15 protein-coding genes and 2 pseudogenes are annotated in these 23,886 nt (G+C 34.8%); 4 read left to right on the plus strand and 13 right to left on the minus strand.

Features of this window, described 5'->3' with window-relative positions; genetic code table 11:
• The first annotated feature begins 48 nt into the window (after positions 1–48).
• The 3 genes from CQZ94_RS10850 (at position 49) to CQZ94_RS10860 (ending at position 4,947) form a co-directional block, all read left to right on the plus strand.
• On the plus strand, positions 49–846 hold the full coding sequence (locus CQZ94_RS10850; RefSeq protein WP_105585406.1) for a cell wall hydrolase: 798 nt from the start codon (positions 49–51) through the stop codon (positions 844–846).
• Between the two features lie 292 nt (positions 847–1,138).
• The gene (locus CQZ94_RS10855; protein WP_105585407.1) at positions 1,139–2,476 is read left to right on the plus strand and encodes an NAD(P)-binding protein; all 1,338 of its coding nucleotides are present in this window, start codon (positions 1,139–1,141) and stop codon (positions 2,474–2,476) included.
• A gap of 551 nt (positions 2,477–3,027) precedes the next feature.
• Entirely contained in the window at positions 3,028–4,947 is a 1,920-nt protein-coding gene (locus CQZ94_RS10860; protein ID WP_105585408.1) for an LTA synthase family protein, read from the plus strand.
• 164 nt (positions 4,948–5,111) lie between these two features.
• Here the strand turns inward: CQZ94_RS10860 and CQZ94_RS10865 are convergent, their stop codons facing one another.
• Both CQZ94_RS10865 and CQZ94_RS31700 read right to left on the minus strand, forming a co-directional pair.
• The gene (locus tag CQZ94_RS10865; protein WP_105585409.1) at positions 5,112–7,895 is read right to left on the minus strand and encodes a dynamin family protein; all 2,784 of its coding nucleotides are present in this window, start codon (positions 7,893–7,895) and stop codon (positions 5,112–5,114) included.
• A gap of 326 nt (positions 7,896–8,221) precedes the next feature.
• Positions 8,222–8,370 (minus strand): annotated as a pseudogene (locus tag CQZ94_RS31700) (IS6 family transposase); the annotation flags it as partial.
• A 112-nt stretch (positions 8,371–8,482) separates the two neighbouring features.
• On the opposite strand from CQZ94_RS31700, the gene CQZ94_RS10875 reads away from it, so the two are divergent.
• On the plus strand, positions 8,483–8,668 hold the full coding sequence (locus CQZ94_RS10875) for a hypothetical protein (protein ID WP_105585410.1): 186 nt from the start codon (positions 8,483–8,485) through the stop codon (positions 8,666–8,668).
• A gap of 410 nt (positions 8,669–9,078) precedes the next feature.
• Here the strand turns inward: CQZ94_RS10875 and mutL are convergent, their stop codons facing one another.
• The 11 genes and pseudogenes from mutL to rny form a co-directional block, all read right to left on the minus strand.
• On the minus strand, positions 9,079–11,022 hold the full coding sequence (mutL, locus tag CQZ94_RS10880) for a DNA mismatch repair endonuclease MutL (RefSeq protein WP_105585411.1): 1,944 nt from the start codon (positions 11,020–11,022) through the stop codon (positions 9,079–9,081).
• 8 nt (positions 11,023–11,030) lie between these two features.
• Complete coding sequence (gene mutS / locus CQZ94_RS10885) at positions 11,031–13,703, minus strand: DNA mismatch repair protein MutS (protein ID WP_105585412.1); 2,673 nt, start codon at positions 13,701–13,703, stop codon at positions 11,031–11,033.
• 180 nt (positions 13,704–13,883) lie between these two features.
• Positions 13,884–14,426: an outer spore coat protein CotE gene (cotE, locus tag CQZ94_RS10890; protein ID WP_001288802.1), complete on the minus strand. Its 543-nt coding sequence runs from the start codon at positions 14,424–14,426 to the stop codon at positions 13,884–13,886.
• A 129-nt stretch (positions 14,427–14,555) separates the two neighbouring features.
• Positions 14,556–14,987, minus strand: coding sequence for a YlbF/YmcA family competence regulator (locus tag CQZ94_RS10895; RefSeq protein ID WP_002033698.1), 432 nt, complete (start codon positions 14,985–14,987; stop codon positions 14,556–14,558).
• Positions 14,988–14,990: 3 nt separating this feature from the next.
• Positions 14,991–16,520 (minus strand): tRNA (N6-isopentenyl adenosine(37)-C2)-methylthiotransferase MiaB, encoded by a 1,530-nt coding sequence (gene miaB / locus CQZ94_RS10900; protein WP_105585413.1) that lies wholly within the window; start codon positions 16,518–16,520, stop codon positions 14,991–14,993.
• A 433-nt stretch (positions 16,521–16,953) separates the two neighbouring features.
• A complete protein-coding gene (locus CQZ94_RS10905) occupies positions 16,954–17,820 on the minus strand; it encodes a 2-oxoacid:ferredoxin oxidoreductase subunit beta (RefSeq protein WP_002088040.1) in 867 nt (288 codons plus the stop codon).
• On the minus strand, positions 17,807–19,564 hold the full coding sequence (locus CQZ94_RS10910; protein ID WP_105585414.1) for a 2-oxoacid:acceptor oxidoreductase subunit alpha: 1,758 nt from the start codon (positions 19,562–19,564) through the stop codon (positions 17,807–17,809). The genes CQZ94_RS10905 and CQZ94_RS10910 overlap by 14 nt, the downstream gene beginning before the upstream one ends.
• Positions 19,565–19,743: 179 nt before the next feature.
• Positions 19,744–20,672, minus strand: a pseudogene (locus tag CQZ94_RS10915) (dipeptidase).
• A 59-nt stretch (positions 20,673–20,731) separates the two neighbouring features.
• Entirely contained in the window at positions 20,732–20,992 is a 261-nt protein-coding gene (gene spoVS / locus CQZ94_RS10920) for a stage V sporulation protein SpoVS (RefSeq protein WP_000404341.1), read from the minus strand.
• Between the two features lie 149 nt (positions 20,993–21,141).
• A complete protein-coding gene (locus CQZ94_RS10925; protein WP_002014601.1) occupies positions 21,142–21,936 on the minus strand; it encodes a TIGR00282 family metallophosphoesterase in 795 nt (264 codons plus the stop codon).
• A 178-nt stretch (positions 21,937–22,114) separates the two neighbouring features.
• On the minus strand, positions 22,115–23,677 hold the full coding sequence (rny, locus tag CQZ94_RS10930) for a ribonuclease Y (protein WP_002160762.1): 1,563 nt from the start codon (positions 23,675–23,677) through the stop codon (positions 22,115–22,117).
• Between the last annotated feature and the right edge of the window lie 209 nt (positions 23,678–23,886).

Consider the following 23,886-nt stretch of genomic DNA (forward strand, 5'->3'; position numbering starts at 1 on the left):
TACATTACTCAACAGTTAAAACTTAATTTTTTATTGGGAGGATTTACAATGAAATTATTAAAAATAAAACATATAATTCCTTTATCTGCGGCAGCCATTACATTCGTATGTAATCAAGGTGTAGCTGAGGCTTCCACCATTCATACAGTAAAAAAGAATGATACACTTTGGGGTATCAGTAAACAATATGGAGTTTCAATACAATCTATTAAACAAGCAAATAATAAAGGAAACGATCAAACTTTTATTGGTGAACAGTTAAATATTCCAGGATCCATGAAATCAAATGAGGTCACTGTTCATCAAAATGACAACCCTAAGAACATCTCTGGACAAATTATTTATCAAGTACAGCCGGGAGATTCATTAGAAACTATAGCAAAGCGTTACAATGTTACCGTTCAATCTATAAAACAAATTAACAATACAGTCGGAAACAAGCTTTATACAGGACAACATTTAAAAATTAATTCAAGTATTTCAGAAAAAGAAAAAGACTTAATGGCACGCTTAGTTACTGCTGAAGCAGGTGGCGAATCATATAAAGGAAAAGTGGCAGTGGCGAAAGTTATTTTAAATCGTGTAAATGCAAAAGGTTTTCCTAATACAATAACAGGCGTTATTTATGAACCTATTAAACACGGATATGCATTTACTCCTGTTACAGATGGAAGAATTAATCAGCCTGCAAGTGCAGAAGCAAAGATGGCAGTAGAAGAGGCTATCTCCACAAATGGAATACATTCTGATTGGCTTTATTTCTATAATCCGAAAACATCAACAAGCAAATGGATTACTACACGTCAAACAGTAGCAGTCATAGGTAACCATGTCTTTGCTAAATAAAGATACGTAATAAAACTATAATTAATTTCAAATTATTAGCAGACCTCTTTACTTAAAAGGTCTGTTCTTTTTATATGTAAGCTTTTTATTAACCCTATGATAAAATGATTGTTTAAAAGTATCTCTCTTTTCAAATAAAAAAACTGTTGTATCTCATTCACCATTTAGAGTAATTGAGAGAGCATCAAATCCACAACTATGACTTTATTAATACAAGCTATTTCTTAACTTCGTAAAATTGTTATACACTAGGAAAATAGCAAACAAACTATTCGGTAGCAGGTGAAAAAATATGTATGATATTACAATTATCGGTGCTGGAGTGAGTAGCATTTTTATGGCTTATACATTAGCCAAAAGCAACAAAAAGGTTTTAATTCTTGATAAAGGCAAATCGTTAGAACATCGAAATTGCTCTTTAGAACAAGGGGAAATATGTAACTGTACTGCATGTGATAAATATTTCGGATTTGGTGGTTTAGGAAAGTCTGAAGGGAAATTTAATTATACAAACGGCTTTGGAGGCGAACTTGAGCAAAAAGTAGGTAAAGAAGGTTTTATGCACCTCATGGCTGAAGTAGATGAAATTCTATGTCAGTTTGGCGGAAGTTCAGTTTCAAAATATTCTACAGAAAATTTAAATCTCACTAAGAGAGCTGAAGCGTGTGGTTTACAAATGTTAACAACGGAAGTAAGGCATCTGGGTACTAAACTTTCCAGCAGCATTTTTCAGCAACTCTATGAATTTTTACTTACGAAAATAAATATTCAATTTCATATAGATGTACAACATATTATGAAACAGAAAGATCATTTCAAAATAGAAACAAACCAAGGAATAGTTCATTCTAAGCAACTAGTATTTGCAACTGGGCGCTCTGGGGCGGATTGGTTAAAAGAAATGTGTACTTCTCTAAATATTCCTCAGGAGCAAACACGTGTAGATTTAGGTATTAGAGTAGAAATGAAAGAACATCAATTACGTTCTATATTAAAGGATACTTTCGAAACGAAACTTTCTTATCAAAGCGAAAATTTCACAGCTACTACTTACTGTATGAATCCAAAAGGACGCATTATTCGAAAGTACGAAGAAGGTTTAGTTATGCCTGACGGCCAAAATTTTCGAGAGCAAGGAACTGGCACTCCTAACTTAAATTTCACTTTATTTATCCCGCGCTATTTTCCAACTCTCAAAGAAGCAAATGTATACGCAAGTTCAATTATTAAAAGTATTAACCAAGGACGAGATCGGATTATTATACAGCGCTTAGAGGACTTAATAAAGAAACAACCTACTACGGAAAAAGATATGAAACATAATCGTATACAACCTACACTACACGGAGATTTTGGGGATTTGCACAAAGAAATCCCTCCATTATATATTGAAGGGCTCAAAGCATTTTTATTACGTTTAGAACAATTTACCGAAGAACCTATCGATCAAGATACTTTATTATATGGAATTGATGGAAAGTTCTATGCTCCTACGATAAAAATCAATAACCATTTTGAAACAAGTATGAATGGGCTATTTTTAATTGGAGATTGTTCAGGCGTCACTCATTCATTATCTCAAGCAGCCGCAAGCGGTCTGTATGTTGGAAAATATTTATCAGGTATTTAAACTCTTTAATTAAGATGCCAGTCAAATGTTTTAAGTTTCACCAACACTTTACTTATCTAATAATAGCTTTAACGAAATTATTATCCCTCCCCCGCTGATGATTAACCCACAAAGAATCATGATTTTACGGGATATATTAAAAGCACATGAAAAACTACATTCTATATAGAATGTAGTTTTCTACTAATTAATATAACCGTTTACTTTAAATTAACTTTTTGAAAATTCTAACCGATTAAATGTCAATAGTTTAAAAATCATCTATTCATTTCCACTTTCATTTGTTCGATATTTTGTAACATCATCATAGTGTTTAATATGTTAGGATGTCTATAAGTCACTTTCACTACAACAACTATGACTTTTTCTGCTCCGTTTCTAAAAAAATTAGATTTATGTTACTTCGCTTTAAAATTCCCCATTGTATATATATGAACACTTCAAATTATTACCTTTAGAAAACATAATCTAAATGGTTCATTACACTCTAATAGTTATAAAAATATAATATATAACTCTAGTTAAATAAATTAGATAAAGAAGGTGTAAAAATGAAGAATAAAATAAATTTACAAATGCAAAATATAAGCTTTGTTTTAATAATTGCTTTAGCAGTATGGTTAAAAACATATCTTATTACGCGATTCAGTTTTGATTTGAAAATTGAGTCTTCTACACAAGAGCTTATTTTGTTTATTAGCCCTCTAGCTGCATCATTAGCATTTGTTGGACTAGCATTATTTGCAACTGGTGAAAAACGAAATTATATAGCGCTATGTATTAATTTCTTATTAACTATAGTTCTCGTTGGAAATGTAATGTTCTATGATTTTTATAGCGATTTTGTTACTTTGCCAGTACTTGGGCAAACATCTAACTTTACACAGTTAGGCGGCAGTATTAAAGAAATATTAAACTACAAAATTATACTCGCATTCGTAGATATTATTTTCTTCTTTATTTTGTTAAAGAAGAGATCAATAGTCTTTAAAACAGGACGTGTAACTCATTCTGCACGCTTGTTATATTTTCTCTTAACAATTGCTGTATTTTTTGCGAATCTAAATCTTGCAGAAAAAGAGCGACCTGAATTATTAACGAGATCCTTCGACCGAGTAATGCTTGTTAAAAATTTAGGACTATATACTCATCAAGTATATGATTTAACACTGCAAGTAAAAGCAGGATCACAAAAGGCTCTTGCTGATAGTAGTAAATTACAAGAAACTGAAAACTACGTAAAAGCAAACCAAAGTGAACCAAATCCTAATATGTTTGGTGCAGCGAAAGGAAAAAACGTAATTGTCGTTACTCTTGAATCCTTACAAACCTTTTTAATAGGTGCATCCGTCAATGGTCAAGAAGTTACACCGTTCTTGAATGAATTCATAAATGAAAGCTATTACTTTGATAACTTTTCCCACCAAACTGGTCAAGGAAAAACATCAGATTCTGAATTTCTAATAGATACATCGTTGTATCCATTAAATCGAGGAGCTGTATTCTTCACGCACGGTAACAACGATTATACTGCGACTCCAGAAATTTTACGTCAGCAAGGCTATTTCACTACTGTATTCCATGCGAATAACGCAACATTTTGGAATCGTAATATCATGTACTCTGCTCTTGGTTATGATCGTTACTACAATGAACTAGATTACAAGATTACGCCAGAAACAAATTTAAATTGGGGATTAAAAGATATCGAATACTTTGATCAATCAGTAGACATATTAAAAACAATTGATCAACCATTTTATGCTCGTTTCCTCACTTTAACAAACCATTATCCATTTACGTATGATGAAGATACAAAATTCATTGAACCATATAACTCTGGTAATGGCGTATTTGATCGTTACATCGTAACAGCTCGTTACTTAGACGAATCAATTAAAAACTTTATTGAGCGTTTAAAAGCTGAGGGGCTTTATGATGATTCTATTATTGTGTTATACGGTGATCATTATGGCATTTCCGAAAAACATAATCGCGCAATGGCGCAGTTTTTAGAAAAAGATCAAATAACAGAATTTGATACTTTAAATTTACAACGTACACCTTTATATATTCATGTCCCTGGACAAAAAGAAGGTCAAACCATTTCAAAGCCTACTGGACAAATCGATATGAAACCTACTATTCTAAATTTATTAGGGGTTGATACTACTAACGATATCCGTTTTGGTCATGATATGTTTTCAGATGAATATAACGGATTTGTTGTTTTCCGTGATGGTAGCTTCGTTACAGACAAGTATGCATATACAAATCATACTTTTTATAATCGAGAAACAGGTGAGGTTGTAGATTTACCAAAAAAAGAAGCTCAAGAAATGATTAACCGTGCACAAAATGAATTACGAATGTCTGACAAAATTATTGAAGGCGATTTATTACGTTTCTCAGAAAGTAATAAAATTAAAACTGGAGAAGTAAAAACTAAAATTAAAGAAACTGAAAAATAATCTATATATGCGAAGGGAGCAACTAACTACAGTTGCTCCCTTTTTACTCTCTTATAACACATGATGCAATTTAATATTAAAAAAGACCTGACATATTATACAGATGTAAACAAAAAACAACTCCAAAATCAACTTTCATTGTATATTTTGGAGTTACTTTACGTTTATTCTATGATTGTTTCTAAAGATAAATCTGTATAGGAATTATCCTCACCTATATTCAAGATTACTTCACATTGACGTAATCTCAATTCAAAGAGCTTTATAGGATCATGATAAACTTCAGGGTTTGATTTCATTTTATGCAGCTTATCTTGTTTTTCTTTTATTTCTAAATGAGTATTTTCTATAGCTTGCTCCAACGCACCAAATGGATTTCTAAAGAACATATTAATATCCCGCTCTTGTGTGTTTTCAAACAGCTCAAATTGCAAGAAAAACTTCTTCATAATAGAAGCCGTTACATCGGTATAATCTTCATTTTCTAAATACTGTTTGTATTTGTTATATAGCATAGCTTTATTTTTAGGAAGAACTCCAAATAATTTACCGGCACTTTTCAGTAAAAATTGTGCTGGTGTAAATCGGCGTAAAATATTTACTTCTTCCATTTGTATTCTAGTTGTCATTCTATCAGTATCTCTGCGCCAATCATCAATTACTTTAAAGTCACATTCTAACTGTATTCGATTTTCTCCAAATAAAGAATTAAGTCCTTCACTGGTTTCTTCTAAGTACAATTGACTTTGAAGGAGCTCGTTATTAGAAGTCGCAATCCAATTTTGCATAGAGCGAGCAAGATTAGGTAATACAGTTTGTTCTAGATATTGTTGCACTCTTTCATTCATCGCTGTGTTTAGTTCAATATCAATGTGACCAAAATCGCTTTCTTCACTAATTAAATCGGAACAACTCTGCAATAGTTTCGGAATATGTTCTGTAAGATCATTAGTAATTTCGTTTTTCATTGTACGATATGATTCTGTAATTAAATGAATTTTGTCCTTCTCAAAAGCAGTAAGGTTATTAATACAACCATTTAGTTTAACTAACATATCTTCATTCCAATTAATAGAATCCACTAGATTGTTTTCCCTCTCGACGCGTTTATCCAAAAGATATGTAATTGTTTTTCGAATGAAAAACAATAGCTTTTCATTACGTTCTGCATCGATATTTTTATGGTTAAAGTTAAAATGAATAAACTCAGTTAAATCGTTTAGTTGTTTACTATTTGTATATAACGAAGAATAAGGGAAAATTCTTGCATTAGGGAAATATGTATTTATTCTCACTTGCGTATCTTGTACAACTCTTTTTGCTTCTGCTTCATTGTAAATATTATCGATTTTATTTAATAAGAAATGAACTTGTAGATTTGGTGTATGTTCTTGAATACTTAATAGAATGTCACGTTCTTTGTCAGTAAAAGGTGAATCCGCATTCAATACGAATAATAATTCATCTGTAGAATTTAAATATTCAAATACCTCATCTTTCGCGTCATTGTTCCTATTAAAGCTAGGTGTAACAACGAATGTAAGTTTGTTTTTACTTAAAAATCTGCATGGTAATTTAAATTCAACACAAGCTCTATCTCTATATGTTTGACGGTGTAGAGACATCATGTTATGGAAATCAGAGAAATTCTCAGTTGTTGTAATTTCCGAATCTGTTATAGCGTTAATTTCTGTATAAGCGTCATTTTTAAAAACAACTACATTTGAGATTGAGTTTTCTAATATATTTTCTCCTAAAATAGAGTTAATAAATGAAGCTTTTCCGTTTCCTGAAGTTCCAGTTACTAATAGGCGATTTGTTCTTAAATCTGCAAGCTCGCCAACTAACCAGCTAAATCGGTGACCCATTTCTAAATCATATTCTTGTGCCCACCCTGTAATAGATTCAAAAAGATGTAAACTATACTCTAAACCATTCACATGATTAATAGAATATGACAGTAGGTTTTCCGCATATTTTATATCCGCTGAATCTATTTTGGAAGGAAAAATCTCATCCCATGCCAATACTGCTGCAGATGGAAATACAGCATGAGAGGGATTGACTACCTTTAACCAATTTGTTAACAGATTTGGAATAATATCGTGTAATTGTCTAAGCATATATTGACCTTGAATTAATTCAAAGTATGTTTCTTCGTAAAGAGAAGAAATTTCGTCCCATATATCGGACGAATGTATTTCGATATGTATGAAAAATTCATTTATTGTGTTGAGCCATAATAAGTAATTTTGTTCATCTTTATAGCTGTGCCAAAGTGATGAAACAATTTGCGTAAATTGTACTTGATCTACATTATTTAATGTAACTAATACTTTATAAAAATAGTCTGGTGAAATATTTTTAGTAAATCCTTTATCGATATATTCTTTTAGAACCTCAAACCACGGATAAGATTCTGTTCGAATTAACTCGTTCACAGCAAGCTCTACTGCACTATCAAAATCTTGCTGTTCTTCATAAAAGGAACGTGCAATTGTTGTGACGTTTGGATAATCGGGATTTAAAGAAACCGCTTCTTTTATAACAGCGAAAGCTGAATCAAAATTATTTTGCTCGATGTAAAGAGACAGTAATTGCAGTACAATTTCGGTCATCAGTATTTTGTTATCAGTAGTAATGGAAGTATACACGTTTTCAGCAACTGATAATTGGTTAAGTTCGAAGTAAGCATCCGCAATATTTTTTTGTGCCCATGGTGCTAATTCATTACTAACTTTCTCCCATTTAAAAATAGCTGCTTCAAAATCTTGATGGTGATAATAAAATTCACCTTGTGCAAAACGAATATAAGATCCATCGGAAATCTCATTTTTTTCTTCGTTTAAATAAGCTTCTCCAAGTACTTGAAGAGGTGGATGTGTTTCATTCTCCATTAGGAATGTTTCATAATACACCTTTTTTATTAATTGTTTTTCTAATCTCATCTTTTCCCCCACTATATCTTGAAAAATACATTTTTCTCCATATGTCAATACTTTTTTTGTATGTATGCTTTTTATCTTAACAAAGAATTCCTTTTGGAAAATTTCATTTTCCTTTCATTTTTCAAGTAAGATTGAATTTTTATGAGAAAAGTTTCAGTTTTTTTTCAATTCCCTTTCAGTTGTGAGACAACATTAAATGTTCCTAATAGCTTAATACGAGTATACTATACTACATTAAATTATTAGGAACATCACATATAGAGTACATTATAAAAACAATCTATAATGAATATGTATGCGACGTTTGCTTCGCTGATAAATAAAAGAACCCACCAAATAATGGTTGTTAGATGAACCGAGATGCCACGTCTCTTCAGAATTTCAGATACATCACGACAACTTAAAAAACAACAATAGTATTCAACGGCTATCAATACAATATCTTTCTCGAATTGTTTCCTTTAAAATATTTCAGCATTTATGTAATTAAATTCTATTAACCTATATAAATAACTAGTCCAAAAAAATATATATGCATATCATGTTATAGTAAAGAATTTAGGAAATCCTAAAAAGGAGGCATTTTCATGTTTGAAGATAAATCTAAAATAAATTACCCATATGAATTTACCGAAACTACAACAATCCCCATAAAAAACCCAGTTTATAAACAATACAAAAACGGCACAGGTACACATAATTTCCCAATAACAAAACATTACAAAGAAAAAGTTCTATATACCGAAAAAATAAATAATAACAAACATAAATAATTCTATAGAGCATCATTGCGACCATGCACAGTTACGATTTAAGTAGTGTCTAAATCTTGATTTTACAGCTCACACACCCTTTAAAAAGGAGAGTTTACTGGAAAACTTTCCTTTTTAAAGGTGCTGATATACCGCGCTCTTTTTATTCTTAGTAGGATTTGATAACAGGATAAAGTAACCATAGCCAAGAAAGTAATTCCTTCAAAAATGAATACATACTAAAAAACAACATACCGTTATAACCTCTTAAATACTCTTTCCAATTCTTATTTCAAAACTAAACTGCTTCACACTCATTGAACAATAACAAATCTACATAAAAAAAGAGAGCAACTAATTACTGTTGCTCCCTTTTTAATCTAACTTTATCTTTATTAAATCCAAAACATTTTAGAAAAAAGCAATTTCCCCTACATAACCCTCTTAAACATCTTCTCTAACTCATAAGTAGAATGATGCACCAGAATCGGTCTTCCATGCGGACATGTATATGGGTTTGTCGTCGTACGAAGTTCTTCGAGTAAAGCGAATATTTGATCGTTCGTTAAATATTGATTTGCTTTAATGGAAGCTTTACAGCTCATCATGATGGCTGCTTCTTCTCGTAGTTTTTTAATATCAACTTTTTTTAGTTTGACAACTTGCTCCATCATTTCGTCGATAATTTCTGTTTCTTGTCCTTTTGGGAACCACGTTGGGTGCGAACGAACAATAAAGGATTGATGGCCGAATTGCTCCAAGAATAGACCGACTTTTTTCAGTTCTTCTAGCTGCTCTTCAACACGTAAAAATTCGGTAAGAGATAAATCGATACGGTACGGTACAAGTAGTTCTTGTACTTCTTGCGTAACTCGTCCCACTTTATCACGGAAGTATTCATAATTGATACGTTCTTGTGCTGCATGCTGGTCAATCATATATAGCCCGTTATCATTTTGAGCGAAAATATATGTTCCGTGCATTTGTCCAATTGGATAAAGCGGTGGTAGGTCATTACCGTTCATTTCAATCTCTTCTATCTCCCCGACTTCTTCTTCCAATTCTTCTAATTCAAAGTCTTCTTCGTTACTGTTCCATGATTTTTCTTCCCTAATTGGTTCTTCGATTATCGGTTTATTAGATGGCTGCCAACTTTGTTCTTCTCTTACGAGTGACTGTGGTGGTTGCCATTCTTGCTTCGGCGGTTGCCAAAGTTGTGCTGGTTGTTTCACAGTCGTTGTTTCTTCTTGTTTCTCATCCATGCCAGTCGGTAAAACGATGTTTGGCACCTGTGGTTCTTTCGGCTTTGTATGCTCAAACTGGAACTGCCCTTGCACACTTTCATCTTTTTCTTTTTTCTTCGTTGTTACACCAGCATCTGGAATGAGCTGTATTTTTTTGAATGCAGCTTGCAATGTTTCTTCGATAAGCTTTAGCAATTCTTGTTCTTTACTAAAGCGTACTTCTAATTTTGCTGGATGTACGTTTACATCAACAAGCATTGGATCCATTTCAATTGATAAGAAGCTGATTGGGTATCGTCCGATTGGCAGTAACGTATGATATCCTTGCTGAATTGCTTTCATTAATACGAAATTTCGAACGTAACGGCCATTTACAATCGTTGACATATAGTTACGAGACGCTCTCGTTACTTCTGGTAATGTTACATAACCTTTAATGGTAAAGTCTAGAGACTCAGCTTCAATCGGAATCAGCTTCTTCGCAACTTGAATGCTGTAAATCGATGCAAGTACTTGTCTTACATCACCGTTTCCTGATGTATGAAGCAATTTTTTTTCATTATGAAACAGTTTTAACGATACTTCGGGATGTGACATTGCAATACGATACACGATATCTGTAATGTTACCAAGCTCTGTATGAATAGTTTTCATATATTTAAGGCGCGCTGGTGTATTAAAGAATAAGTTTTGTACTGTGATATCTGTTCCTTTTCGGCTCGCCGTTTTCTCTTGTTTTATAATGTCTCCACCTTTAATAATAAGGTGTGTACCAGGCGCATCACCGGTGCTTGTGATTAATTCTAATTCACTTACAGAAGCAATACTCGGCAGGGCCTCTCCACGGAAACCGAGCGTTCTTATACGAAATAGATCATTTTCATCTTTAATTTTGCTCGTTGCGTGGCGTTCAAATGCAACGATACAATCTTCTTCTGCAATGCCATCTCCATTATCAATGATGCGAATTTTCGATAACCCAGCTTCTTCTAAGTGGATTTCAATAGATGTACTATTCGCATCGATGGAATTTTCCACGAGTTCTTTTACAACTGAGGCAGGGCGCTCTACTACTTCCCCTGCCGCAATTAAGTTAGAGAGTTGATCATCGAGTTTGCGAATTTTCCCCATCTACTTACTCATCCTTTCTTTAACTTTTTCTGTAAACGATACAGTTCGTTCATCGCTTCTAAAGGCGTCATATCGAGTAAATCAATCTTTTTAATTTGTGTAAGTACTGCCGTTTCTTTTTGATTGAGCACAGGCTTGTCTTGTTTTTTCGAAGATTGTTCTCCTCCAAAGAAAGATAGTTGTGATTCTTCGTCTGTCTCTTCTTTCTTTTCTTGTATTTTTGCCGGTTCTTCTTTTACAATAACTGGTTCTGGAGCAACTTCTTGCACTTTCACTTCTACTCGTTTCGGAATAATAATTTCTTCCTGTCCTTCTAGTTGCGCTAACACTTCTTTCGCACGAGCGATTAAGCTATCTGGAAGCTCGGCAAGTTGAGCAACGTGAATTCCGTAACTTTTATCAGCCGCTCCATCTTGAATTTTATGAAGGAAAACTACTTTTCCATTCTCTTCAATTGCTGAAACATGTACATTCTTTAGTTGGTCTAAACTTTCTTCTAACACTGTTAATTCATGATAGTGTGTAGAGAATAATGTTTTCGCACCAATTTGGTCATGAATATGTTCAATGATTGCTTGTGCAAGTGCCATACCATCGTACGTAGATGTACCGCGTCCAATTTCATCGAATAAAATTAAACTTCTTTCTGATGCATTTGCAATTGCATTTTTCGCTTCTAACATTTCAACCATAAATGTACTTTGACCTGAGATTAAATCATCTGCTGCACCAATTCTCGTAAAGATTTGATCGAAGACAGGTAATACTGCTTCTGTCGCTGGTACAAAGCAACCAATTTGTGACATAACAGTAACAAGTGCTAATTGTCTCATATACGTACTTTTACCAGACATGTTCGGTCCTGTAATTAAAAAGACATCCATCTTCTCCGGCATAATACAATCATTCGGTACATACAATTTCCCGTTCAATACTTTTTCAACGACAGGATGACGACCATCTTTAATAAAGATTTCGCGCTTAGTTGTTAAAACAGGTTTTACAAACTGCTCTTCTTCACTAACTGTCGCAAAGCTTTGCAGTACGTCTAGTTCACTAATTACTTTCGCTAAGTGTTGCAATTTCGGTATGAATGCTTTTACTTCTTCGCGAAGTGCTGTAAATAAATCGTATTCTAATTGTACAATTTTCTCTTCTGCTTCTAAGATTAATGTTTCTTTTTCTTTTAGTTCATCTGTTATGAAACGTTCTGCATTTGCAAGTGTTTGTTTACGCTCATAGCGCCCTTCTGGAAGTGCTGCAAGATTCGCCTTCGTCACTTCAATGTAGTAGCCGAAAATACGGTTATACCCAATTTTTAATGATTTAACCCCTGTAATATCACGCTCTCGTTTTTCAAGCTCAGCAATCCACGTTTTTCCGTTTTTACTAACGTAACGATATTGATCAAGCTTGTCATTATAACCGTCTTTAATAATATCTCCATCTTTAATAGAAAGCGGTGGGTTTTCTTGAATACTTCTTCCTAGTAATTCAGTTAAGCTCTCACATGGATCCGCACCTTGAATTAACCTTGCTGCATAAGCATTATCTAAAAGACTAATCGCTTCTAAAATAGCTGGTACTTGAAGTAAAGAACGTCTTAATTGTAATAGGTCCCGTGCATTTACATTACCAAATGCAACTTTCCCTGCTAAACGCTCTAAATCATATACTTCTTTTAACTTTTCTTTTAAATCTTCACGTAAGAAGTAATCATTTACAAACGTTTCAACCATTTCTAAACGCTCTTCAACTTTTTCTTTCTGGATAAGTGGACGTTCCATCCACTGTTTTAACATACGCCCACCCATAGCCGTTTTTGTTTTGTCTAATAGCCATAATAATGAGCCTGTCTTTTCCTTCGTACGAAGAGTCTCTGTTAACTCTAAATTACGTTTTGAATGCACATCAATTTTCATAAATTGGTTCGTGTAATAAATTTCTACTGGTTGCAAGTGATCTAACGAACGTTTTTGTGTTCTTATCACATAGTTAAATAAGCGTCCAATTGCTTTAATTAACTTTGCTTGTGAAACATTTTTCACAAGATGTTCTAGTCCTTCTGGAATAGTTGTTGCATCTTCATACGAAATCGTCATTTTTAATGTTTCAGTTAATTTATTTAATTCATCTTTTGAAAAAGTAGAATCTACAACAATTTCTTTCGAACCAGTCGCATACACTTCTAATAAAATGTCTTCTACCGAACCTGTTAATAACGTCACTGTATTTTGTCCAGTCGTTAAGTCATTACAAGCTAGCGCATAAGATCCATCTTCGAAATGTGTTAATGCTGCTAAGAAGTTATTCTCTTTCTCGTCTATTGTACGCCCTTCCATCATCGTTCCTGGCGTAATTAGTTGTACTACTTCACGACGTACTACACCTTTAGCTATTTTTGGATCTTCCACTTGCTCACAAACAGCTACTTTATATCCTTTTTCAACAAGTTGTTCAATATAATTTTTAGCTGCATGATGCGGTACACCGCACATCGGTATACGTTCACTACTACCACCATCTCGGCTCGTTAATGTAATTTCAAGTTCATGAGCTGCTTTAACCGCATCTTCAAAGAACATTTCATAAAAATCACCTAATCGGAAAAATAAAAAGGCATCTTGATAGTCTGCCTTAACCTTTAAGTATTGCTGTATCATAGGCGTATATTGCGTCATGTCTTTCCTCCATAATTCTTACATAATAATCTATATTCATATATATCAAATTTCACGGACACCCATATCTCCTATTCCAGGAGTCTTTCCTCATTATAGCACATTTCATAAGGAATCATGTTCATGCAGCACCACTTATGTACTGTAAAAAGCTAGGAAGAACTTCTCCCTAGCTTTCTCTTACTCTTCTTCTGCATCGACGATAAAGTTCGGATCTAATTCTTCAAACTCATCATCATCGACTTGGAAATCCTCGTCTGATTCTACGCAACCTTCAGGATTTACACTTACACAAATTTTCGTTTCCCCAACTACTTCTGTTACAAATTCACGTTCTACCGTCACAACAATTTTATTACCATTTGGCGATACAAGAGCTTCTAAACAATTTGGCGGCTGAATTACACGAGCAATAATTTCTAAATCGTCACCAGAGAAGTTTTTATCACGATACCCAATGCTTACTTCATCAGTGTAGTTAACACGTTCTGTTACAACTTCAGTCTTTGTGTTTCCATCAAATGAATACCAAGTGTTTACATCATAGAAACCTTCAATTTCCACATGTTTCCCATTCTTTCTCGCTTCGTACGAATGGTTAATTACCCAGCACCCTAAAATACTTGTTGGCTCATTATTCGATTCACATGTATGCGTTGACTTTGTATACTTACGTCCTTTTCCAACTACTGCTTTTGTAATAATCTCTCTAAATTCGGACATTCGTAACCCTCCTCAATCACTATTCACTTAATCATATGCGTGACAATAGCGGAATGTGTCATTCTTTTTTTTGAGAAGAATTTACGATATAACCCACAAAAAAAAAAGAGATGTCAATAAGACATCTCTTTAACAACCACAATTTCCTTTTTTACTTTCTACCGCTGCACCAGTTTCACCCTTCAATACATCGCCGCCAGTTGAAACTAATATTTCATCTGTTACATTGTTAGAAATGGTACTAGCAACTAGCTGTAGTAAGTCATTTACATATGTTTGTGAAGATTTAAACTCCTGTACAACTGGGATATTATCTAACTTATCTTGAAGTGCATCAATTTCAGCTTCTACTTTTTTCAAAGCTTCCCATTTCCCATAATGTTGCAAGTTTACTGCTTGTTTTTGCAAAGCTTTTATTTCATCAATTGCTCGCTTTACATTTTCATTTTTATGAATTTGTGCTTCTGCTCGCTTAAAGAAATCGACTTCTTCTGTTTCAGAGATCATTTTCGCTAATTCTTTCGCTTGCTCAACAATTTCATCTTTCGTATATACTTTCATCTATTATTTCACCTCAATCGGTTCCTTAACCAATTCCCCGTTAAGAGACCAAGTTTTTGCTTCCGTTACTTTTACTTTCACAAGCTGACCAATTAAAGATTTTGAAGCAACAAAGTTTACAAGTTTATTCGTACGTGTGTATCCCGCAAGTACTTCAGGGTTATTCTTACTTTCCCCATCAACTAATACTTCTACAATTTGTCCTATATAACGCTTATTCTTATTAACTGCATATTCATTCACTAGTGTATTTAAGCGTTGTAATCGCTCTTTCTTCACTTCCATCGGAACATTATCCTGCATTTTTGCAGCTGGTGTACCTTCACGCGGAGAATAAATAAATGTGAATGCCGTATCAAATCCTACTTCACGATATAACGACATCGTCTCTTCAAACTGCTCATCCGTTTCATTTGGGAAACCAACGATAATATCAGTCGTTAGTACTGCATTCGGAATGGTTTCTTTAATTTTTCGTACAAGCGCTAAATAGTGTTCTCGCGAATATTTACGCGCCATAATTTTAAGCATATCTGTACTACCAGATTGAACCGGTAAGTGGATATGTTCTACTAGGTTACCACCTTTTCCAAGAACATCAATTAAATGATCGTCAAAATCACGTGGATGGCTTGTTGTAAAACGAATACGTGCGATATCGATTTTACGAAGTTCATCCATTAAATCGCCAAGACCATATTGTATATCTTCAAAGTCTTTACCGTATGCGTTTACGTTTTGTCCAAGTAACGTAATTTCTTTATAACCGTTCGCAGCTAAATGGCGAATTTCTTTAATAATATCTTCTGGACGTCTGCTGCGCTCTTTTCCGCGTGTATACGGTACAATACAATATGTACAGAATTTATCACAGCCATACATAATATTTACCCAAGCTTTAATATCACCACGACGTACTTTCGGAAGGTTTTCAATTACATCCCCTTCTTTTGACCAAACTTCAACCACCGTCTCTTTTGAGAACATTGCGTCCTTTAAGATATACGGTAATCTATGAATATTATGTGTACCAAACACCATATCTACATGCTGATTTTTTTGCATAATTTTATTTACAACAGATTCCTCTTGAGACATACAACCACATACACCAATTAAAAGATCCGGATTTCTTCGCTTTAATGATTTTAAATGACCAAGTTCACCGAACACTTTATTTTCAGCATTTTCACGAATTGCACAAGTATTTAATAAAATCACATCTGCCTCTTCAGTTGAAAAGGTTGGCTCATATCCAAGTGTTGTAAAAATCCCAGCCATTACTTCTGTATCATGCTCATTCATTTGACAGCCATATGTACGAATGTAAAACTTTCTTCCTGCGCCAAAATCACGGAACTCTTCAGGTAAGCCAAAATCTCGTTCAATTTTAACTTCTTCTTTCCCACGCTTTTTCGCATCTTTCAAGGAAGGTGGTTGGTATACACTTTCAAAGTATTTACTATAATCTTTCTCTTCTTTTTTCGTAGAGGAATTTGCTTGTCGACTTGCTAATCGTTGTTGCTCGTTCATCGGTAATCTCCTTTCACCCTTAACTATACACACTCTCTGTAGTCCATTTTAATGCGCTTAGACCCATCTCAATGATGTTAGATAGCTTGAGAGATAACTTGCCCTTTGAAACTTGAGTAATCGATCTAATCATCCGTAAGAATGAAGTCTTCCCCACACAAATAGACATTCCCTTTTTATTATTTCATCTTGTCCTATTGAAAAGCATATTGCTTTATCCCTATACACATTATCATAGTATAGAACGTTTAGCCAACTTTAACGAAGAAAAAGCCTTATCCTACATTACATTTCACAGTTAATGAACATGCTATTTTTATACAACGATTTATATATTATTTTATCATTCTGAATTTTCTAAGTAAACAAATCTATTAATTATTTTTATTCCCTCAAAAAGAAGGTTGCCAAGTGGCAACCTTCTCTCCGATCATTACATAAATTCAGCAACAAGCTCATCAAACATTTTCTGATCCATATTCAAATCAGCTTGCACTAAAGGCTTTTCACTATAGTCTTTTACAAGCTCTTGGTAAGAAGGCTGCTTTGTATTTTGATAAATCAAACCTGTTACTAACCCGTTCTTTTCCATTAATGTTTGCATAGCCATCATGCGGTTAGATGGATCATATCCTTCTACTGTACTTAGTTTCGTTAAATTCTCTTTAAACCAATCATAAGTATTTACTTTATTGTAAGTAACACATGGACTAAATACATTAATTAATGAAAAGCCTTTATGGTTAATACCAGCTTCAATAATTTGCGTTAATTCTTTTAAATCACTTGAAAAGCTTTGCGCCACAAATGTCGCACCGGCTGTTAAAGCCATTTCCATAACATTTAGTGATGGTTCAATTGAACCTTGTGGTGTACTTTTCGTTTTAAATCCAGCTTCACTACGTGGTGAAGTTTGACCTTTTGTTAATCCGTAAATTTGGTTATCCATTACGATGTACGTAATATCAATGTTACGACGAATAGAATGGATTGTATGTCCCATACCAATCGCAAAACCATCACCGTCACCACCTGATGCGATAACTGTTAAATCACGATTTGCCATTTTCACACCTTGTGCAATCGGAAGAGCACGTCCGTGAATACTATGCAAACCATATGAATTAATATACCCTGAAATACGACCGGAACAGCCGATACCAGAAATAACAGCTAGCTCATCTGGATTTAAACCAACGTTAGCTGCCGCACGCTGAATCGCAGCCTGCACCGAGAAGTCTCCGCAACCTGGGCACCAGTTTGGTTTTACACTGTTACGAAAGTCCTTAAATGTTGCCATTTAATACAACCCCTTTTTTACATTCGTTGTAAATCTCTTTCGGCAAGAATGGATTTCCATCGTATTTTAAAAGACTAGAAATTTTCTCACCATTGCCAAGATTCATTTTCATAATGTTAGCAAGCTGACCAGTTGCATTGTTTTCTACTACTACAACACGCTTCGCTTTTTTCACAAGTGGATCGATTTCAGCTGTTGGGAACGGATGAATTAAACGTACATGGGCATGGTTTACTTTCATTCCCTCTTGTTCCAAACGCTTCATTGCCTCTTCGATCGCACCACGAGTTGAGTTAAAGCCAACTAACAATACGTCTGCGTCATCATGCTTAGCATTTTTGTAAATAGGGGTATTAAACTGCAAGTTCGCCATTTTACGGAAACGTTTGTCCATTTGATCTTTACGATTTAACGCTGATTCAGATGGTTTACCCGTTTCATCATGTTCTACACCTGTAACATGGTGAATACCATTTTTCATACCAGGTAAAACACGTGGTGAAATTCCATCTTCTGTTACTTCATAACGCTTGAAGTATGCTTTATTTTCACGTTCTGGTAATTCTACTTCTAAATCAAGCTTACCGCGACGAATTTCAACTTTATCTAACTTAAGTGGTTCTACTGTTTGCTTTCCTAAAGAAAGCTGTAGATCTGTTAAGAAGATAACAGGCACTTGATATTCTTCTGCTAGGTTAAACGCTTCTACAATATCATAGAAAGCTTCTTCAACTGTACTTGGTGCCATTACGATTTTTGGAATTTCACCATGCGTTCCGTAAATCATAGCCATTAAGTCAGACTGCTCTTGTTTTGTTGGTAAGCCCGTACTTGGACCACCACGTTGTGTATCAATGATAACTAGCGGTGTTTCAGTAATACCTGCTAAACCAATTGCTTCCATCATTAAAGAAAGACCAGGACCAGCAGATGCTGTTAATGTACGAACACCAGCGTAGTTTGCACCAATCGCCATTGTACAAGCTGCGATTTCATCCTCAGTTTGGATTACTGTTCCGCCGACTTTCGGTAACTTTTTAATTAAATATTCCATAATTTCAGATGCAGGTGTGATTGGATATGCAGACATAAAGCGAGCACCACCAGCTACCGCACCAAATGCGATTGCATCGTTTCCAATCATAAACATGCGTTTCTTACCGTCAGCTTTTTCAAGCTGCATCATGTTTACTTTCTCACCAAGCAATTCTTTCATGTATTGAGAGCCACGTTTAATTGCTTCCATATTCTTTTGAACGACTTGCTCTCCTTTACGACCAAAGATTTCTTCAACAACCTCTAAATAAGCTGTTTCGTCTAATCCTAATACCGCACTAGATGCCCCAACAGCAACCATGTTTTTCATTAAAGATGTACCTAATTCTGAAGCGATATCTGTAAACGGTATCACATATAGCTTTACATCTGTATTATCAGGTATTGTCGGATTAAATTTCGCATCCGCAACTACAATTCCGCCCGGACGTAGTTCGTGGAAGTTAAAATCAATTGTTTCTTGATCAAAAGCAATTAAAATATCTAAATCATCTGAGATCGCACGTACTTCTGTTGTACTTACACGAATTTTATTATTTGTATGGCCGCCTTTAATACGTGATGAGAAGTGGCGGTAACCGTATAGGTAATATCCTAATCGGTTTAATGCAATACAGAAGATTTCTCCTGTACTTTCAATTCCTTCACCTTGTTGGCCTCCAACTTTCCATGAAAGTTGACTAATCATCTCCTACACCCCTTTTGGCTGCATTCATTGTAGTGTATTTTTTTACAGTAATAGTTTAGCATTTTTTATGCAAATAAACTACAATGGACGCAAATTATGCCTCTTCTGTTTTCCCTGAATCTTTAGTATAATGCTATTTCGTTTACCATTCTAGTATTAGGTCTTAAAAAAATCAATAATTAGAAAGTAATACGATCAATAAAATTTTTATACAAAAAATGCTCTACCATTGATTCACTATACTTTTTACAAAGTTGGTTAATTATATTTTCATAATCCTTATACGTTTCTACACCTATAACCGTTTCTAAAATCCCATCAAAATCAGAACCAAACCCTATATTTTTTTCTCCACCTAATGAACAAATATATTCCACATGCCTTAATATATCCGTTACATTCGCTCGTCTTTCATTCGTTAAAAATTGCGGTACAAAAGTAACTCCAATAATGCTATTTCGATTTATGAGAGCCCTTATTTGTTCGTCATTCAAATTGCGTGGATGCTGGCATAGGTGATGGCAGTTCGAGTGAGATGCAATCGGATTTTGTGCAATTTCAATAACATCCCAAAAGCTCCTTTCATTTAAGTGAGACACATCGGTCCATAAATGTAACTTATTAAGTTCTTGTACAACTTGTCTACCAAATGTAGTTAAACCTGCTCCACGTGCCTCTAGCGCTCCATCAGCTAACAGATTGGCATAGTTCCATGTCAATCCGAAGGAACGTACACCTAAGCGATAAAACAAACGTAATTTCATCGCTTCTTTTCCAATTGCTTCGCATCCTTCTAATGTTAATAATGCTCCAATCTCGTCCTGTTTTAACATGTTAATATCATTTTTTGTCTGAATAAACTTCATTCCTGGTAGCGATAGAATTTCATTATGAAAAATATCTATCATTTGCAGCGCAACTTCAAAACGCTTTTCATACGCTACTGTTTCTGGTACATATATAGCAAAGCATTGTATACTTCCTTTTCTTTTCTTTTCTTTAATTGTTCAAATGTAATATGTAATTGTGAATCGTTTTGAAAGTCTTTTTTTCCCTTTGCACTCCATAACTGAAAGAGTACATCGCAATGAGCATCAAAAATTTTCATTTTCATTCCTCCACTATAAAAACAACCTGTTTGCATACATGCAAACAGGTTGTTTCAACTTAACGAGGTTCTACAATTAATTTTATCGCTGTACGCTCTTCACCATCAATCATAATATCTGTAAACGCTGGGATACAAATCAAGTCCAAACCGCTAGGCGCTACAAATCCTCTTGCAATTGCTACTGCCTTTACCGCTTGGTTCAATGCACCTGCACCAATAGCTTGAATTTCTGCTGTTCCGCGTTCGCGAATAACACCTGCAAGTGCACCAGCTACAGAATTAGGGACCGACGTTGCTTTAACTTTTAATATTTCCATTCCGCGTTTCCTCCTCGTTTCTATAAAAAGTAATAGCAATTATTTCACTTTAACTTATATTCACGAGGAATGGCACGTATTCCTGCTAAATTTCTGTAATTTTTCTAAAAAATTAAAATATAATAAATTCTCTAACTTTTCGTTAAAAATCAGTCAAAAAACGGTTGGTCATCATTAATTAAAATACGCTCAATTTTCTTCGCTTTCCCTGTATTAGGATCCACATCAATTAACACTGCACTTAATTGCGTTCTACCATTCGTCACTTCAAAACGCACTGGTAAGTTCGTTAAAAACTTCTTCAATACTGCTTCGCGATCCATACCTAAAATCCCATCATATGGGCCTGTCATACCAACATCTGTAATATAAGCTGTTCCGCTTGGTAAAATACGATTATCAGCTGTAGGAACGTGTGTATGTGTACCTACTACCGCTGTAGCACGACCGTCTACGTACCAACCTAACGCCTGCTTCTCACTTGTTGTTTCAGCATGAAAATCAACAAAGATAATGTTTGTACGTTTTTTTGCAATGCTGATTAACTCATCCACTTTACGGAATGGACAATCAATTGGAGGAAGGAAAGTACGTCCTTGTAAGTTAATAACTGCAACTTCTGTTCCATTACAATTTACAAAGATAAGCCCTTTTCCCGGCGTTCCTTCTGGGAAGTTAGCTGGTCTTGCAAGATATTTTGCATCATCAATAAATTCAAATACTTCACGGTTATCCCAAGCGTGGTTTCCAAGCGTAACCGCTTGTGCCCCGCACTCTAAAAAGTTTCGATATATTTTTTCCGTAATTCCACGTCCACCCGCAGCATTTTCTCCATTAATAATTGTTACTGTGGGTGTATACTTTTTCTTTAATGCCGGTACGTACTGTTGAATCATGTCTCTACCAGGAGATCCTACTACATCCCCAACAAATAATATTCTCATATGTCTTACCCTTTCTATGTACTACATTTTTTATTATCATACTATAACTTGAAGCTATTTCCTTACAACAGTTACAATTTATCTATTATAAGTTTCTTTCACTTGCATACTGCTTATAAATAGTTTCCTTTATTTTACCCAATTCCAACACAAAAAAATAAAGTGGTGTTTCACCACTTTATTTTGCGTATTCCACTGCACGTGTTTCACGAATAACAGTTACTTTAATATGTCCTGGATAATCCAGTTCATTTTCAATACGTTTTCGAATATCACGAGCTAAACGATGAGCTTCTAAATCATCAATTGTATCTGGTTTTACCAGAATACGAACTTCACGTCCTGCTTGAATTGCGAAAGATTTTTCTACGCCTTCATAAGACTCTGAAATTTCTTCTAACTTTTCAAGACGACGAATGTAGTTCTCAAGCGTTTCACTACGAGCTCCCGGTCTTGCAGCTGATAATGCATCTGCTGCAGCAACTAGAACTGCAATGATAGAAGTTGGTTCTGTGTCACCATGGTGAGATGCGATACTGTTTATTACAACAGGATGCTCTTTATATTTCGTTGCGAGTTCAACACCAATTTCAACGTGACTACCTTCTACTTCATGATCGATTGCTTTTCCGATATCATGTAATAGACCAGCACGTCTTGCTAGTTTTTCATCCTCACCAAGCTCCGCTGCCATAAGTCCAGTTAAGTATGCAACTTCCATAGAGTGTTTTAAGACGTTTTGTCCATAACTTGTACGGTATTTTAAACGACCTAAAATTTTAATTAAATCTGGATGTAAGCCATGAACACCCACTTCAAACGTTGTTTGCTCTCCGACTTCACGAATATACTCGTCCACTTCACGTCTTGATTTTTCGACCATCTCTTCAATACGCGCTGGGTGAATACGTCCGTCCTGTACTAGTTTATCAAGAGCGATACGAGCTGTTTCACGACGAATCGGGTCAAATCCAGATAGAATTACCGCTTCTGGTGTATCATCGATAATAAGGTCAATACCTGTTAACGTTTCTAACGTACGAATATTACGACCTTCACGTCCGATAATACGTCCCTTCATTTCGTCATTTGGAAGATTTACAACCGAAACGGTTGTTTCAGCAACATGATCAGCTGCACATCTTTGCATTGCAAGAGATAAAATCTCTTTTGCCTTCTTATCCGCTTCTTCTTTCGCGCGAACTTCACTTTCTTTTACCATAACGGCAATTTCATGAGAAACTTCACTTTCCACTTTACCAAGAATAATTGCTTTCGCTTGTTCGCGGGTCAGATTGGAAATGCGCTCTAATTCCGTTTGTTGCTTTTGAACTAACTCTCCCACTTTGCTTTCCAACTCTTCAATCTGTTGTTGTTTCGCTACAAGAGATTCCTCTTTCTTTTCTAACTGTCGCTCGCGCTTATCGAGCGTTTCGTCTTTACGATCAAGGTTCTCTTCTTTTTGCATTAAACGATTTTCTTGTTTTTGTAATTCGCTTCTACGGTCACGAATTTCTAATTCAGCTTCTGTACGAAGTGTATGAATTTCATCCTTTGCTTCTAAAAGCGCTTCTTTCTTAAGTGCTTCAGCATCACGATTCGCTTCGTCTAGAATACGTTTTGCTTCATTAGCTGCACCATTAATCTTCGCTTCAGCAATAGACTTTCGAACAAAAAAGCCAACAACTGCACCGACTGTTGCAAGCAAAATGGAGATGAGTATCCAAACTGTACTACTCATGATTTCACCTCCCCTTGCTATGAATGAAAAAAGACTGTCGGCATGTACATTGAATTACAACGTACAGCAAAGACCGTCGCCCCGCTTTTTTAAGGGACTTTCTTCATTTCACAATTAAAATGTCATATTATTATTTCGGCAAGATTTAAGTCTTACTCCGAATATTACTTCTCTTCTTGAGAAGAGTGTATCGTATATAAGAAAAAATA

Source organism: Bacillus sp. MYb209, assembly GCF_002975175.1.
Lineage (GTDB): Bacteria > Bacillota > Bacilli > Bacillales > Bacillaceae_G > Bacillus_A.